11 protein-coding genes are annotated in these 15,580 nt (G+C 72.3%); 10 read left to right on the top strand and 1 reads right to left on the bottom strand.

Going from position 1 to position 15,580, the window contains the following annotated elements; translation table 11 throughout:
• Positions 1 to 85 precede the first annotated feature (85 nt).
• From JIW86_RS33535 to JIW86_RS33495, 9 genes are all read left to right on the top strand, one after another.
• Positions 86 to 802, top strand: a complete 717-nt coding sequence (locus tag JIW86_RS33535; protein ID WP_257557649.1) for a response regulator transcription factor — start codon at positions 86 to 88, stop codon at positions 800 to 802.
• A gap of 7 nt (positions 803 to 809) precedes the next feature.
• The gene (locus JIW86_RS33530) at positions 810 to 1,931 is read left to right on the top strand and encodes a sensor histidine kinase (RefSeq protein WP_257557648.1); all 1,122 of its coding nucleotides are present in this window, start codon (positions 810 to 812) and stop codon (positions 1,929 to 1,931) included.
• 236 nt (positions 1,932 to 2,167) lie between these two features.
• Positions 2,168 to 3,430, top strand: a complete 1,263-nt coding sequence (locus tag JIW86_RS33525; RefSeq protein ID WP_215144901.1) for a phenylacetate--CoA ligase family protein — start codon at positions 2,168 to 2,170, stop codon at positions 3,428 to 3,430.
• Positions 3,427 to 4,731 carry an MFS transporter gene (locus tag JIW86_RS33520; RefSeq protein ID WP_257557646.1) on the top strand — a complete coding sequence of 435 codons (1,305 nt, stop codon included), beginning with the start codon at positions 3,427 to 3,429 and terminating at the stop codon, positions 4,729 to 4,731. The genes JIW86_RS33525 and JIW86_RS33520 overlap by 4 nt, the downstream gene beginning before the upstream one ends.
• Positions 4,728 to 5,870 (top strand): GNAT family N-acetyltransferase, encoded by a 1,143-nt coding sequence (locus tag JIW86_RS33515; RefSeq protein ID WP_257557645.1) that lies wholly within the window; start codon positions 4,728 to 4,730, stop codon positions 5,868 to 5,870. Before JIW86_RS33520 ends, JIW86_RS33515 begins: the two co-directional genes overlap by 4 nt.
• Positions 5,871 to 5,893: 23 nt before the next feature.
• On the top strand, positions 5,894 to 7,042 hold the full coding sequence (locus JIW86_RS33510) for an acyl-protein synthase (protein WP_257559531.1): 1,149 nt from the start codon (positions 5,894 to 5,896) through the stop codon (positions 7,040 to 7,042).
• Positions 7,039 to 9,555 (top strand): acyl-CoA reductase, encoded by a 2,517-nt coding sequence (locus JIW86_RS33505; RefSeq protein ID WP_257557643.1) that lies wholly within the window; start codon positions 7,039 to 7,041, stop codon positions 9,553 to 9,555. The genes JIW86_RS33510 and JIW86_RS33505 overlap by 4 nt, the downstream gene beginning before the upstream one ends.
• A 101-nt stretch (positions 9,556 to 9,656) precedes the next feature.
• Positions 9,657 to 10,439: a DUF72 domain-containing protein gene (locus tag JIW86_RS33500; protein ID WP_257557641.1), complete on the top strand. Its 783-nt coding sequence runs from the start codon at positions 9,657 to 9,659 to the stop codon at positions 10,437 to 10,439.
• Positions 10,440 to 10,502: 63 nt separating this feature from the next.
• Positions 10,503 to 11,156: a DUF4389 domain-containing protein gene (locus JIW86_RS33495; RefSeq protein ID WP_257557640.1), complete on the top strand. Its 654-nt coding sequence runs from the start codon at positions 10,503 to 10,505 to the stop codon at positions 11,154 to 11,156.
• Between the two features lie 20 nt (positions 11,157 to 11,176).
• Here the strand turns inward: JIW86_RS33495 and recQ are convergent, their stop codons facing one another.
• Complete coding sequence (recQ, locus tag JIW86_RS33490) at positions 11,177 to 13,195, bottom strand: DNA helicase RecQ (protein WP_257557639.1); 2,019 nt, start codon at positions 13,193 to 13,195, stop codon at positions 11,177 to 11,179.
• Between the two features lie 179 nt (positions 13,196 to 13,374).
• Between recQ and JIW86_RS33485 the strand changes: the two genes are divergently transcribed.
• The gene (locus JIW86_RS33485) at positions 13,375 to 15,558 is read left to right on the top strand and encodes an MMPL family transporter (protein WP_257557637.1); all 2,184 of its coding nucleotides are present in this window, start codon (positions 13,375 to 13,377) and stop codon (positions 15,556 to 15,558) included.
• Positions 15,559 to 15,580 lie beyond the last annotated feature (22 nt).

Genomic DNA, 15,580 nt, shown 5'->3' with positions numbered 1-15,580 from the left:
TACGAATCGCTGACGCCTGCCCACGCACCGGACCTGGTCAGGGGCAGGCCGTGACCTCGCCCGGAGGGCGTGGGAGGCTGACGGCATGCACCCTGAACCACCGCATCGGATCCTTGTCGTCGATGACGACCCGACGGTCACCGAGGTCGTCACCGGCTACCTGAAGAACGCCGGCTTCGTCGTCGACACCGCCGCCGACGGCCGCGAGGCCTTGGTGTGCGCCGCGAACGGCCGGCCCGACCTCGTCGTCCTGGACCTGATGCTTCCCGGAATGGACGGCATCGAAGTGTGCCGCGGCCTGCGCGAGGGCTCACCGGCGCCTGGCGTCATCATGCTCACGGCGCGAGGGGAGGAGGAAGACCGTGTGCTCGGCCTGGAAGTCGGCGCCGATGACTACGTCACCAAGCCCTTCAGTCCGCGCGAACTCGTGCTGAGGGTGCAGTCCGTGCTGCGCCGCCGGGCCGCCGTCGCGGCCCCGTCCACCACCGGAACACTTCTGAGGGCCGCGGACCTGGTGGTCGACCCGGCCGCTCGTCGAGCCGTCCAGGGCGGGAACGAACTCGCCCTCACCTTGCGCGAGTTCGATCTGCTCGTGTACCTGATGCGCAATCCGGGGCGGGCCGTCAGCCGGGAGCAACTCCTGCAGGAAGTGTGGGACTGGGAGTTCGGTGACCTGTCCACCGTGACGGTCCACGCGCGACGGCTTCGAACCAAGATCGAGGAGGACCCGGCGAACCCCAGACTGATCCAGACCGTCTGGGGCGTGGGCTACCGCTTCGACTCCTCCGCAGGGAAGGGCTGACCACACGATGCGGGAACAGGACCTGGTTCTCATCGCCCTGTACGCCCTGGGCGGCGCGGCGGCGGCCGGTGCGCTCGGAGCCGCGGTGCTCCGTGCGGTACGACACCGGTCGATGGCGGTCTCACTGGCGGTCGTCGCAGCCGTCTCCGTGACAACGATGCTCGCTGGAACGCTCGCCGTTGCCTGGGCGATGTTCCTGTCGCGCCATGACCTGACCGTGGTCACGACGGTCGTCGCCGTGGCAGCCGTCGTCTCCTTCGCGCTGGCACTCGTACTCGGTCGTTGGGTGGTCGCCCGCAGCGCGGCTCTGGCCCTGGCGGCGCGTTCCTTCGGTGACGGCGGCTCGTTCGCCGCGCCGGACCAGGCCGGGACCGCGGAACTGGCCGCGCTGAGCCGGGAACTGGCCGTCACCAGTGCCAAGTTGAACGAGTCGCGGGACCGTGAGCGGGCACTGGAGAGCTCCCGGCGGGAACTCGTCGCCTGGATCTCGCACGACCTGCGGACTCCGCTGGCGGGAGTACGGGCGATGGCGGAGGCCCTGGAGGACGGTGTGGCCGTCGACCCCGAGCGGTACTTCCGCCAGATCCGGACGGAGGCGGAGCGGCTGAACACCATGGTCGGCGATCTTTTCGAGCTCTCCCGCATCCATGCGGGAGCACTGTCACTGACGCCGACCCGGATCTCGACGTACGACCTGGTGGGCGACGCGGTGGCCGGCGTCGAGGCGCTCGCCCGGCAACGCGGCGTCCGGGTCGTCGGAGAGCGGGTCACGCCGGTGCCGATCGAGGTCGACGGCAAGGAGATGACGCGGGTCCTGTGCAACCTGCTCAGCAACGCGCTCCATCGGACACCGGCCGACGGTACGGTCGCCATCGCCGCGGAGTCCGGGGAGGACGACACGGTGGTGCTCTCGGTGACGGACGGCTGCGGCGGCATCCGCGAGCAGGACCTGCCCCGCGTCTTCGACACCGGCTGGCGCGGCACCGAAGCGCGCACGCCTCCGGGCGGTGCGGGTCTCGGCCTGGCGATCGTCCGGGGCATCGTCGAGGCGCACGCGGGCCGCGCCAGCGTGCGCAACGTGGCCGACGGCTGCTGCTTCGAGGTGACCCTGCCCAGAGCCGGCGCCTAGGCGAGAACCAGAAATTCTGACGCAAGCAGCCCCTCTGGCCGGAAATCTTTGCCCGATTTGGTGACAAGGGCACTGATGTTTCATCATCATGACCGCGCGTCAGTTTTGACGTGCGTCGAGGAGGCGGGGGCGCCGGGGGGTCCCCCGTTCACACAGGTCGAGCCCGCGGGCGAGCTCTCGCTCTCGCCGCGCCCCGCCGTGACTCCCGTCCCATTCCGTCACCAAGGCAAAGGCCCATGTCCGCCCAGCAACTCTCGGACCTCATACGTTTCGCCCGGCACAACTCGCCGTTCTATCGGGACCTTTACGCATCCCTGCCGCCGCAAGCCGACCGCCTCACCGACCTGCCGGTGGTCGACCAGCAAGCGTTCTGGGCGGCCAACACCCTTCACGACAGCCGCGTGTTGACCGGCCCGCTCAGCGAAGCCACGGTCTACAAGACCGGCGGCACCACCGGGTCCCCCAAGTTCTCCGTCTACACACGCGACGAGTGGCGCACGTTCGTCACCTCCTTCGGCCAGGGGCTCGTGGACACGGGCCTGCGCCCGGGGCACCGCGTCGCCGACCTCTTCTACGCCGGGGAGCTGTACGCCAGCTTCCTCTTCGTCCTCGACTCCCTCGCCCACGCGCCCGTGGACAACGTCCGCCTGCCCATCGGCGGCGGCGCACCGCTGGAGTCGACGCTCCCCACGCTGCGCGATCTCGCCGCCCAGGTACTGGCCGGCACGCCCACCACCCTGTGCCGGCTCGCCGAGCAGGCCATCTCATCCGGTGTCCGGCTCGACTCGGTGGAGTTGCTCCTCTTCGGCGGAGAGGCCCTCTTCGACGACCAGCGGCGCCTGCTGACCACCGCGTTCCCCCGCGCCGAGGCCCGTTCCGTCGGATACGCCAGCGTCGACGCCGGCCTGCTCGGCCGCCCCGTACCCGGCCCCGACGCCCGAGTGCACCGGGCCTTCACCCCGTACTCGGTCGTCGAGATCCTCGACGACTCCACCGATGAGCCCATCACGGAACCGGGGCGGCCCGGCCGGGTCGTCGTCACCAGCCTCTTCCGGCGCCTCATGCCGATCATCCGCTACCCCGCGGGCGACCGGGCCGAGTGGACCGGCACCGGGCCCGGCCACTTCCGGATCCTCGGCCGCGCCGAGGAGGGCGTACGGGTGGGCCCCGTCTCCCTCTACACCCAAGACGCCCAGGACGCCGTGGCCGCGGCGGACACCGCAGGTCACGTGGTCGGCGTGCAGCTCGTCGTCCGCCGCTGGGAGGGCCGCGACGGGCTCGTCCTGCGGCTGGCGACGGCCCCCGGTGACCACGGCCGGGAGGAACTGGCCAAGGCGGTCGTCGCGGAGCTGGAGACCGTGCGGCCGCTCTATCCGGACAGTGTGCGCGCCGGCTTCGTGCACCCGCTGTCCGTGGAGTGGGCGCGCCACCGCGACCTCGCCGTCAACCCTCGCTCGGGCAAGCTCGTCCGGGTCCTCGACGAGAGGCCGACCGCATGACCGCCTCACCCGTGGCCGCAAGTGAGACCGAAGCCGGGGCCGCAGGTGAGACCGGCGGCCGGCGCGCTCCGCTGATCCTGCGCAACCGCGCCTTCGGCGCCGTGTGGCTCGGCCAGGTCCTCACGCAGGCCGCCGTCCGCATGTTCCAGGTCGGCGTGTCCTGGTGGATCGTCGCCTACGCCGTGCACGACGCCCGGGGGCTCGCCTCCGGGCTGTTCATGGCCGCCTGCACGCTGCCCGCCGTGGTGCTGGCGCCCGTCGTGGCCGGGGCCGTCGCCCGGTTCGCGCACCCTTCGGTGCTGCGGACCGCCGCCGGCCTGGCCGGGGGCGCCTCGGCCGCCCTCGCGCTGTGGGCGTACGGCGGTGGGCTGCCGCTCGCCACCGTGTACGCCGCCGGCCTGGCGCTGGCAACCTGCCAGGCGTTCTTCGACCCTTGCCTGACCACCTCGGTGCCCGAACTCGTCGACGACGCCGACATCGAGACGGCCACCGGCTTCGAGCTGTCCACCCAGTCCCTGGCCGGCCTCGGTGGAGCGCTGCTCGGCGCCCTGACCGTGGACCGGGCCGGCGTGGCCGGGCTGGCCGTCGGCTGCGCCGCCGCGTACGCCGGGGCCGCGCTGCTCGTCGCGAGCGCCCGGTTCCGCACCGCCGCCGGCGACCCGGCCGACCCGGTGGCGGCAGCCGCGCCCCCGCGGCGCACGCTGCGCCGCATCCTCGGTGAACTGCCCTACGTACGGCGGATCCTGGTCTGCTTCACCGCGGCGAACCTGTTCACCACCGCCGTGTTCGTCGTCATCCCCCTCTACACCCGCTCGGTCCTCCGGGGCGGCGGCGGCACGGTGGCACTGCTGGAGGCCTCCCTGGGCACCGGCGCGCTCGTCGGCGCCTTCACCGGCGCCCGCGTGCCGGGGCGGCCCACGGTCGCCGGCGCCTACTGCCTGGGCCTGATGGCCCTCGCCCTGGCGCTGCCCGGGCTGGTCGCGCACCGTCTGGTCATCGCGGGCTGCCTGGCCGTGGCCGGCTGGTGTGCCGGGGCCGTCAGCGTCCGCTTCGTGGCACTGTTCCAGCGGCTGGTGCCGACGGCGGACAAGCCCGGCTTCTTCGCCGTGATGCAGGCCGTACTGGGTGCCTCCCTGCCGGTGGCGTCGCTGGTGTTCGGCTCCGCCGGCGATTTCCTCTCACCGCAGACGCTGTGCCTCGTGCAGGGCGTCGGCCTGATCCCCGCCACCATCGCACTGGCCCTGCTCGGGTCACCTGCGCCCGGCCCGGCCGTGGCGGAACCCGCCGGAGGCGAGCGGTGAACCCCGTCATCACCCCGGCCGCCTGCGCGGACATCGCCGAACTGCGCCAGCTGTACTACGCCGTCTACGGGCCGCACTATCCCGTGGCCCTCGGCACCGACCCGGCCGAGATGGCCCGGCTCATCGAGGACCCGTACTCCCTGTGGCTCGTCGGCCGCTGCGCCGACACCGGGGCCCTGACCGCGTCCGCCGCCATCCACGGTGAGCCGGGCAGCCGCATCGGCCGCCTGGAGGGCATCGCCGTGCACCCCGGGCACCGCTCGGCGGGCCTGGCCGCCGCCCTGACCGAGGCCCTGTGCGCCGGGATGCTGGACACGGGGCGGCTGGACTCGGTGTACGCGACCGTGCGCACCGTCAGTGCCGGTCCGCAGCGCGTCGTCGCGCGCAACGGCTTCCGCCCGCTGGGCATCCTGCCCAATGCGGTGGATCTCCGCAGCCGCGAAAGCCTCGCACTCTACGCGCGTCACTCCGCCGGGGTGCTCGATCGCCGGCTCCCCGTCACCGAAGTGCCCGCCCCGATGCTGCCGTTGCTGCGCACCGCCGAGGCCGCGCTCGGCATCGGCTACCCCGGGGTGCGGGCCGCCGCCCCGCTCGCGGCGCCCGCGCCGCAAGGGGCCGTCGAACGGCTGGAGATGATCGAGGCGCCGGCCTTCGTACGCCGCCGCTTCCGCGACCAGTTCCCCGGCGCCGGGGGCTGGTTCTACCCGCTGCACACCCCGAACGTGCTGCTCACCCCCGAAGACGGCCGGTTCGAGGTTTACGCCTACCTCAACCGCGCCGGCGGGTACGCCTCCTTGCTGACCGCCCACCCCGACCCGGCCGCCGCGGCCGCGTACCTCGAACCCGTCACCCGCGCACTGGCTCGCGCGGGCGCCGGGTACGTCGAGGCCCTGGTGCCGCTCGCGCACCAGGAGGCCCTCTCGGCCTTCCTGGCCCAGGGGTTCGTCGCCGGGGCCCTCTACCCGGCGATGCGCGCGGACGGGGACGGCTTCCACGACTACGCCGTCCTGTCCCGTTCCAGCGAGCGGATCGACTTCCGCGGCGTCGCCGTCGAACCGCCCCTCCAGCCCTATCTGGACTGCTACGTGTCGGCCTGGGCGTCGACCCACCTGCCCACATCATCCGAGGTTGCCTCATGAACCCCATGGCCCCCGTGAACCCCTTGAACCCCCATCTCGCGCCGGTTGCCGTACCCGACCCGGCCCTCCTGCCCCACGTACAACAGCTGTGCGACCTGACCGACCCGTACGCCTTCGGGGCCGCGGAGGACGAACTGTTCGCCGCCGCCATGGCGGAGACCAACGCCTGGCACAGCGAGCGCTCCCCGTTCTTCCGCTCCCTGTACGAGGCCACTCCCCCGGCTGAGCCGTACCGTGCGCCGCTCGTCCACGCGAACTTCTTCAAGCGGCACGAGGTGCTCTCCATCCCGCGCGAGGAGGTCGAGTTGCACCTGACCTCCTCCGGCACCACGGGCCAGAAGTCGCAGATGTTCTTCGACCAGTGGACCATCCGCTCCGCCCAGCGCATGGTCGCCCGGATCTTCGAGCGCAACGGCTGGATCACCCCCGACCAGGAGGTCAACTACCTCCTGTACAGCTACGAGCCGGCCCCCTCGCTCAACCTCGGGACCGCCTTCACCGACAACTACCTGTGCGATTTCGCCCCGGCGCGCAGCGTCGAGTACGCGCTGCGCAACACCGGCGGCGACCACGAGTTCGACCCCTTCGGCTGCATCGCCGCGCTGCGCCGCTTCGAGCGGGAGGACGCCCCGGTCCGCATCCTCGGCTTCCCGGCCTTCCTCTTCTTCACGCTGGAGCGGATGCGGGCCATGGGACTGCCTCCGCTGCGCCTGCCCGAGGGCTCCCTCGTCGTCCTCGGCGGCGGCTGGAAGGGGCACGCCGACCGGCGCATCGGCAAGGAGGAGCTGTACGCCCGCGTCACCGAGCAGCTCGGCATCCCGGGTGAGCGGATCCGGGACACCTTCGGGTCGGTGGAGCACTGCATCCCGTACATCGAGTGCGACCGCCACCGGCTGCACTCCCCCGTCTGGTCCCGGGTGACGATCCGTTCCACCCGCACGCTCGAACCGCTGCCGTACGGGGAGCGGGGCTACCTGCACCTCGTGTCGCCGTACATCACCTCGGTACCGGCGCAGAGCGTGGTCATGGGCGACCTCGCCTCCCTCCAGCCGGGCGACGCCTGCGGGTGCGAGCTTCAGACCCCCTGGTTCACCGTCCACGGCCGTGCCGGGGTGAGCCGCAACCGCAGCTGCGCGGTGGCCGCAGCGGAACTGATGAAGGGCATGGCATGACCGAGACCGAGATGCAGCACTACTGGCAGGGCTCCTTCGTCGGCGACGAGGAGGCCGGACGCCGTCTCGCCGGTCTGCCGGCCGCCGTCGAGGCCGCGCTGGCCGACGGGCTGGAGACCGAGACCGTCCTGGCCGCCTGCGACGCCCTCGCCACCGCCCTGTGCGACCCGGCCCACCCGGTGCACGTCCGGCTCGCCGCGTACCTGCCCGAGGGGGAGGACCCGGCCGTCCTGGCCGAGCTCGGCGCCGCCCTCGGCCGACGGGAGCTGACCCGCAAGCTGCGCCGTGAGCTGGGCAGCGCGACTCCTGGCCGGCTGAACCGGGCCGATCCGCGCGAGACGGTGTACGAGGCGTGGGCGCCCGTCGGCCTGGTCGCGCACATCGCCCCGGGCAACGCCGCGACGGTCGCGCCGCTGAGCATCGTCGAGGGCCTGCTCGCCGGAAACGTGAACATCCTCAAGACCAGCAGCGCCGACACCCTGCTGACCCAGCACCTGATGGCCGAGCTCGCGGCTCTGGACCCGAGCGGTGCACTGGCCGCGCGGATCGTCGTCCTGCGCTTCCCGTCCTCCCGGCAGGAGTGGCTGCGCCTGATGTGCGCTCCTGCGGACGCCGTCGCCGTATGGGGCGGGGAAGGGGCCGTCGAAGGGGTGGCGGCCCATGTGCCGGCCGGCTGCCGGCTGGTGGAGTGGGGGCACCGGATCTCCTTCGCGTACCTGACGGGCGACGCCTGGTCGGATGCCGGCACGCTCGAGGCCCTCGCGGACGATGTGTGCCTGCACGAACAGCAGGCGTGTTCCAGCCCCCAGGTGGTCTACCTCGACACCGAGGACGAGGGCGAGGTGTTCGCCTTCGCCGAGCGGTTCGCGACCGTCCTCGCGGCCCGGCCACCGGCCGCGACCACCGCGTACGCCGACGACCCGGATCCCGCCGAGGAGGCCGAGCTGACCACCACCGAGCTGGTGGCCCGGCTGGAGGAACACCTGGGCCTGACCCGGGTGTTCGCCGCGCCCGACGGCTCGTGGCGGGTCATGGCCGACACCCGGTCCCCGCTCACCGCCTCGCCGCTGCACCGCAGCGTGTGGGTCAAGCCGCTGCCCCGCAAGCGGCTGATCGCCACCCTGCGCCCGATGCGCCGCTACCTGCAGACGGCGGGCCTCGCGGGCAGCCGGACCGACATCGCCGAGCTGTCCCGCACCGCCCTGGCGGCGGGCGTCACCCGCGTCACACCGGTCGGCGCCATGCTGGAGAGCTACGCGGGCGAGCCGCACGACGGCGTCTACGCCCTGCAGCGCTACAGCCGCCGCGTCGCGGTCCAGGCCGACCCGGCCCGCTTCGCGACCACCGCCTGCCTGGACGACCTGGCCCGGCCCGTGGTCCTGCCGCAGCCCACCGGCCCGCTGCTGGGCAAGGAGGACGTACAGGAGCCGGCCCGGCGGCTGGCGCGCGCCGACGCCGAGCTGTTCTTCCGCAGCGGCGGCAGCACCGGCGCACCGGCCCTGTCGGTCTTCAGCTACGACGACTACGACACCCAGATGCACGCCGCCGCCCGCGGCCTGCTCGCCGCCGGTTACGACCCGGTCGGGGACCGCACCGCCAACCTCTTCTACTGCGGCGCGATGTACGGCAGCTTCATCAGCTTCTTCTCCGTACTGGAACGCCTCGGCGGGGTCCAACTGCCGCTGTCCGCCGGGCCCGACCACCGCGCGACCGCCCAGGCCATCATCGACCACGGGGCCGACACCCTCTTCGGCATGCCCTCCTACCTGTGGCAGCTGCTGCACGCCGAGGAGGACGCGCTGCGTGCGTACGGGGGCCTGCGCAAGGTCTTCTACGGCGGCGAGCACTTCACGCAGGAGCAGCAGCGCACCCTGAAGGCCACGTTCGGCATCGAGGCCGTCCGCTCGATCACCTACGGCAGCACCGACCTCGGCCCGCTGGGCTACCAGTGCACCGAGAGCTCCGGAGGCGTCCACCACCTGCACGCCGACCTCCACACCATGGAGATCCTGGACCTGGCCGAGGACCGGCCGGTGACCGCGGGCGAGACGGGCCGGCTGGTCTTCACCACGCACGCCCGGCGCGGCCAGCACCTGGGCCGGTACCTGATAGGTGACCTCGGCCGGGAGATCCCGGGCCGCTGCCCCTGCGGCCGGCACGCCCCCCGCTTCGAGCTGAGGGGCCGCACCGGTGACGTGATGCGGGTGGCGACCCACTTCCTCAACCACCGCCGCTTCCTGGCCCTGGCCGAGGAACGGGGCGGCCACCGCGGCGAGCTGCAGATCCGGCTCGACGGTACGGACGCGCGCGAGCGGCTGACCGTACGGGTGGAGCGGGCCGGGGCGACGGACCCGGAGCGGCTGCGGGAGGTGTTCCTGTCCGGCTACCCGGAGCTGCGGTCGGCCGTGACGGAACAGCTGCTGGACCTGGTGGTCGAGGCGGTCGACGGCGCGTCGCTGGACCGCAGCCCGACCAGCGGCAAACTCCTCGCGGTGGTGGACGCTCGCCGCTAGGAAGTGACCCTGCCCGTCGTCAGCCGCCGGGTTGCAACCGGGTGGGGGAATCGGCCTGCAGGGCGGCGGCGGCTCCTGCCCTGGCGGGCAGGGATCGGACCATGCCCATGCTCGTCGGTACCTCGGGGTGGCAGTACAAGGACTGGCGCGGCGTTCTCTACCCGCCCGAGCAGCCACAGCGGCTGTGGCTGGAGGAGTACGCCCGCCGGTTCGCCACCGTCGAGAACAACAACGCCTTCTACCGGCTGCCCACGACGGAGCTCTTCGGGGCCTGGCGGGAGCGGACACCCGAGGGGTTCGTGATGGCGGTCAAGGCCAGCCGCTACCTGACCCATCTGAAGCGGCTGCACGACCCCGAGGAGCCGGTGCACCGGCTGATGGAACGCGCCGCGGGCCTCGGCGACCGGCTGGGGCCCGTCCTGCTGCAGTTGCCGCCCTCCTTCCGCGAGGACGTCGGGGCGCTGGACGCGTGCCTCGGCTGCTTTCCCGGCACGGTTCGGGTGGCCGTCGAGTTCCGCCACGCCTCGTGGTGGGAGGCGGAGCGGGAGGTACGGGCGGTGCTGGAGCGGCATGACAGCGCGCTGTGCTGGGCGGACCGGGGGTCCCGGCCGGTGACGCCGCTGTGGCGTACGGCGTCATGGGGGTACGTCCGGTTCCACGGCGGCCTGGCCGAGCCGCCGCCGCGCTACGGACTGCAAGCCCTGAAGTCCTGGGTCGTGCGCATCGCCGACGGGTGGCCGGACGAGGCGGACGTGCACGTGTACTTCAACAACGACCTCGGTGGTGCGGCCGTCGTCGATGCCGCGAGGTTCGCCCGGGCGGCGGCCGCACTGGGCAGGACGGTGAGCCGTACCCCTCCGTCGCCGAGAGCGCCCGACAGGTGACGCCGACGCGCGCGCGGGATGATGGAGAAGGGCAAGGTCACACGCATCGAAAGCGTGATTCACATGACGACAGCTGCCGGCTTCTACCGACCGGTCAACGTGACGGCCGTACTGGACGCACCACTCTCGCGCTGGCTGTGGCTGGTCAAGTGGATCCTCGCGATCCCCCACTACATCGTGCTCGCCTTCCTGTGGATCGCCTTCCTCCTGGTCAGCGTGATCGCGTTCTTCGCCATCCTCTTCACCGAGCGCTACCCGCGAGCCCTCTTCGACTTCAACCTCGGGGTGCTCCGCTGGTCGTGGCGGGTCTCGTACTACGCGTACGGCGCGCTGGGTACGGACCGGTACCCGCCGTTCAGCCTCGGCCCCGAGCCCGGATACCCGGCCCGGCTCGACATCGCCTACCCGGAACACCTGTCCCGAGGTCTGGTGCTGGTGAAGTGGTGGCTGCTCGCCATCCCGCAGTACCTCGTGATCGGCATCTTCACCGGTGCCATGCACGGCGGTTGGTGCGTCGGCGGTCTGATCGGTCTCCTCGTGCTCATCGCGGTCGTCACGCTGGCCTTCACCGAGAAGTACCCGCGCGACCTGTTCGACCTGGTGATCGGGCTCAACCGGTGGGTACTGCGCGTCACGGCCTACGCCTCGCTCATGACGGACGCCTACCCGCCCTTCCGCCTCGACATGGGCGGTGAGGAGCGGACCCCCACCGGCTGAATCCCCGGATCCAGGACCCGCTATTCCCAGTCGTCCCAGGGCGGGTCCATCTCGTCCAGGTCGAAGGGCGGCTCGTCCGCGTCCGGCGCCGCGGGCCGTGCGACCGACACGAGCTCGGCGGCGGGGGCAGGGGCAGGGGCAGGCGCAGGGGCAGGCACCGTGGCAAGGGCAGCGGCAGGCGCGGTGGCCTCGCACTCCGCCAAGGTGTCGAGGACACCCTGGCCGTACTTGGTGAGCTTGGCCTCGCCGACGCCGCCGACGGTGCCCAGCTCCTCCACCGTGCCGGGGAGCCGTGTCGCGATCTCCCTGAGCGTCGCGTCGTGGAAGACGACGTACGCCGGTACGCCCTGCTCGCGCGCCGTCGCGGCCCGCCAGGCGCGCAGGGCCAGGAAGACCGGTTCGGCCGCGGCCGGCAGGTCGACCGGCACGCGGGCGCCCTTCCCGGAGCGCGGGCCGGACTCCTTTCGGGGCGAGCCGACGACCGCCTTCTCCTTCCGCATCGAGACGGTGCGCCGCCCTCCCAGCACCTCGCCGCTGTCGTCCGTCAGGACGAGCGTCCCGTATTCGCCCTCCACCGCCAGCAGCCTCAGCGCCAGCAGCTGGCGCACGACCCCCCGCCATTCCGCGGTGCTCAGATCCGACCCGACGCCGAACACCGAGAGCGCGTCGTGGTCGAACTGGATGACCTTGGCCGTCTTCTTGCCCTGCAGGATGTCGATGATCTGGCCGGCGCCGAACTTCTGGCGCCGTTCCTTCGCCAGCCGCCACACCGTGGACAGCAGTTTCTGCGCGGCGACCGTCCCGTCCCAGGACTCGGCCGGCGTCAGACAGGTGTCGCAGTTGCCGCACGGCCCGCCGAACTGCCCGAAGTACTCCAGCAGCCGCGACCGGCGGCAGTCGACCGTCTCGCAGAGCGCGAGCATGGCGTCCAGGTGCATGCCCAGGGAGCGGCGGTGCGCCTCGTCGCCCTCGGAGCCTTCGATGAGCTTGCGCTGCTGGACCACGTCCTGCAGGCCGTACGCCAGCCACGCCGTGGCCGGCTCGCCGTCGCGGCCGGCCCGGCCGGTCTCCTGGTAGTAGCCCTCGACCGACTTCGGCAGGTCGAGATGCGCGACGAACCGCACGTCCGGCTTGTCGATGCCCATGCCGAAGGCGATCGTGGCCACCACCACGACCCCGTCCTCCCGCAGGAAGCGCGCCTGGTTCGCCGCACGCGTGCGGGCGTCCATGCCCGCGTGGTACGCCACGGCATCGATGCCCTGCTCCACCAGGAAGGCCGCGGTCTTCTCCACCGAGGACCGCGAGAGGCAGTAGACGACTCCGGCGTCCCCGTCGTGCTCGGTCCGGATCAGCTCCAGCAGCTGCTTGAGCGGGTTGTTCTTCGCGGCGATGCGGTACTGGATGTTCGGCCGGTCGAAGCTGGCGACGAAATGCCGGGCGTCCTCCAGGCCGAGCCGCGCCACGATCTCGGCGTGGGTGGCCTCGGTGGCCGTCGCGGTCAGCGCGATCCGCGGCACCTTCGGCCAGCGCTCGTGCAGCATGGACAGCGCCAGGTAGTCGGGCCGGAAGTCGTGACCCCACTGCGCGACGCAGTGCGCCTCGTCGATCGCGAAGAGCGCCACCTTGCCCCGGTCGAGCAGGCGCTGTGCGCTCTCGGTGCGCAGCCGCTCGGGGGCCAGGTAGAGCAGGTCCAGCTCGTCGGCGAGAAAAGCCCGCTCGACGGCCTGGCGCTCGTACGAGTCCTGCGTGGAGTTGAGGAATCCGGCCCGTACCCCGAGGGCGGTGAGCGCGTTCACCTGGTCCTGCATCAGCGCGATGAGCGGCGAGATCACGATGCCCGTGCCTTCTCTGACGAGGGCCGGGATCTGGTAGCAGAGCGATTTTCCGCCGCCGGTCGGCATCAGCACGAGGGCGTCACCGCCGCCGACGACCTGCTCGATGATCTCCTGCTGCTCGCCGCGGAAGGAGCTGTAACCGAAGACGCGGTGCAGTACCTGCAACGCGTCGGAGGTCTCGGGGGAAGCGTCCGGAAGGGCCATTCCCGAAGCCTAACGGCACCCGCCGACACCCCGGCTCCGCGCTGTCAAGTGACGAATAGCCGGGGCTACGGCCGCATCCCGCCTCCGGGCACGGTGGAAACCGGTCGTCCTGCGCAAGTGCAGGGCGCTAAACGCCACCCGGATCGGAGACCTCGATGTCCCGTCGCGCAGGGGTCCTCGTGACCCGTCGCCCCCGGCTCGTCCTCCTCGGCGCGCTCGTGTTCCTCGTGCTGTCCGTCGTGTTCGGAGCGGAGGCGACCGGCCGGCTGAAGACGCAGGGGTACGACGACCCGCGATCCGAGTCCAGCCGCGCGGCCCTCGTGGCGGCCGAGCGCAAGGGGGCGTCCCCCAACCTGGTCGTGGTCGCGCAGGCCCGCGGCGGATCCGTCGACGACCCGTCGGTCCGGAGCGCGGGCGAGGGCCTGACCAGGCATCTCGCGGCCCAGCCGCAGGTGAGCGCCGTGACCTCGTACTGGACCGGCGGCGCGGCGGAGCTGCGCGGCCGGGACGGCCACGCGGCCATGCTGGTCGCGCACGTGGACGGCGAGGGGGAGCAGCTCGCAGCGCGGGTCAAACAGCTGCGCGAGGAGCTGACCACCCCGGCCGCCTCCGGGACGGCCCTGACGGTGCACGTCGGCGGGACGGCGCTCGCCGACGCCGAGCTCCAGGACGTCTCGGAGTCCGACCTGAAGCGGGCCGAATCCTTCGTCCTGCCGGGAACCCTCATCCTGCTGGTCCTGGTGTTCGGCAGTGTGGTGGCCGCGGCGCTGCCCCTGCTGATCGGGGTCCTGGCCGTCGCCGGGACGCTGCTGGTCCTGAGCGCCCTGGGCGCCGTCACCGACGTGTCCGTGTTCGCGCTGAACCTCACCACGGCGCTCGGCCTGGGGCTGGGCATCGACTACGGGCTGCTGATCGTCTCGCGGTTCCGTGAGGAGCTCGCCGCCGGATACCACCCGCGCAACGCCGCCATCCGGACCGTGCGCACCGCGGGCCACACGATCGCCTTCAGTGCCGCGACGGTCTCCGCCGCGCTCGCGACGCTGCTGGTGTTCCCGCCGTACTTCCTGCGCTCCTTCGCCTACGCGGGCATCGCGGTGGTGGTGATCGCGGCGGTGAGCGCCGTGACCGTACTGCCGGCCCTGCTCACGCTGCTCGGAACGCGGGTGAACGCCTGGCCCGTGCCGTGGCGCCGCCGGGTCCACGCCGGCTCGGGGTCGCGCTTCTGGGCGGGGCTGGCGCGGATCGTCGTACGCCGCCCGCTGATCGCGGCGCTGCCGGTGATCGGCCTGCTCGTGGTCCTCGCCGGGCCGTTCGCGCACGCCGGTTTCGCCACCCCCGACGACCGGGCGCTGCCCGTGAGCGCGTCCAGCCGTCAGACCGGGGACCTGGTGCGCGGCACGTTCGACATGAAGGGCTCCAGCGCGCTCACGGTCGTCATGACGGGTGCGCCGTCCCCGTCGGCTCAGGCGGAGTACACCCGCCGGCTGTCCGCGCTCCCGCAGGTCGCGCAGGTCGTCGGACCCCCCGCCGCTGGCCCGGGCCGGCTCTCCGTGGTGCCGCTGGTCGACCCCCAGTCGCGCGCCGCCCAGCAGCTCGTGCACGACATCCGCGCGACTCCCGTACCGGCGGGCACCGAGGTGCTGGTCGGCGGCCCGAGCGCGGTACTGGTCGACGCCAAGGCCACGGTGGGAGACCGGCTTCCGCTGGCGCTCGCCGTGATCACGCTCACCACTTTCCTGCTGCTGCTCGGATTCACGCGCAGCCTGCTCCTGCCGCTGAAGGCCATCGCGCTGAACGCCCTGAGCCTCGCCGCCGTCCTCGGAGCCATGGTGTGGATCTTCCAGACGGGCCATCTGCACCAGCTGCTCGACTTCACGCCCGGCCCGCTCAGCACGACCATGCCGGTGCTGCTGTTCTGCATCGTCTTCGGGCTCTCGGTGGACTACGAGGTGTTCGTCCTCGCGCGCATCAAGGAGGCACACGACGCCGGGCAGGACAACGCCGACTCGATCGTCTCGGGCCTCGCGCACACCGGCGGCATCGTCACGACCGCAGGCGCCCTGCTCGCCTTCACCCTCCTGAGCTTCGGCACCTCGCAGGTCTCCCTCCTGCAGTTCTTCGGGATCGGCGCGGGCCTCGGCGTTCTCCTCGACGCCACGCTCGTACGGGGCGTCCTCGTACCGGCGCTCATGCGCCTGGCGGGCGACCTGAACTGGTGGGCACCGCGGCTGCTGAGGCGCAAGGAGCCGAGCCCGGCGCCCCGTCCTCCCCCGGCTCCCGCCAGGAGATGCCCCCCGGGCCGCATCGCCGTCCGTGCCTCCGTCCGTACCCCCGTCCGTACCCACGCCCCCGCGCGCCACTGACCACCGACAAGACAAGGAAGAC

Source organism: Streptomyces sp. NBC_00162 (genome assembly GCF_024611995.1).
GTDB lineage: Bacteria > Actinomycetota > Actinomycetes > Streptomycetales > Streptomycetaceae > Streptomyces.
This window is presented reverse-complemented; position numbering and strand designations above follow the sequence as displayed.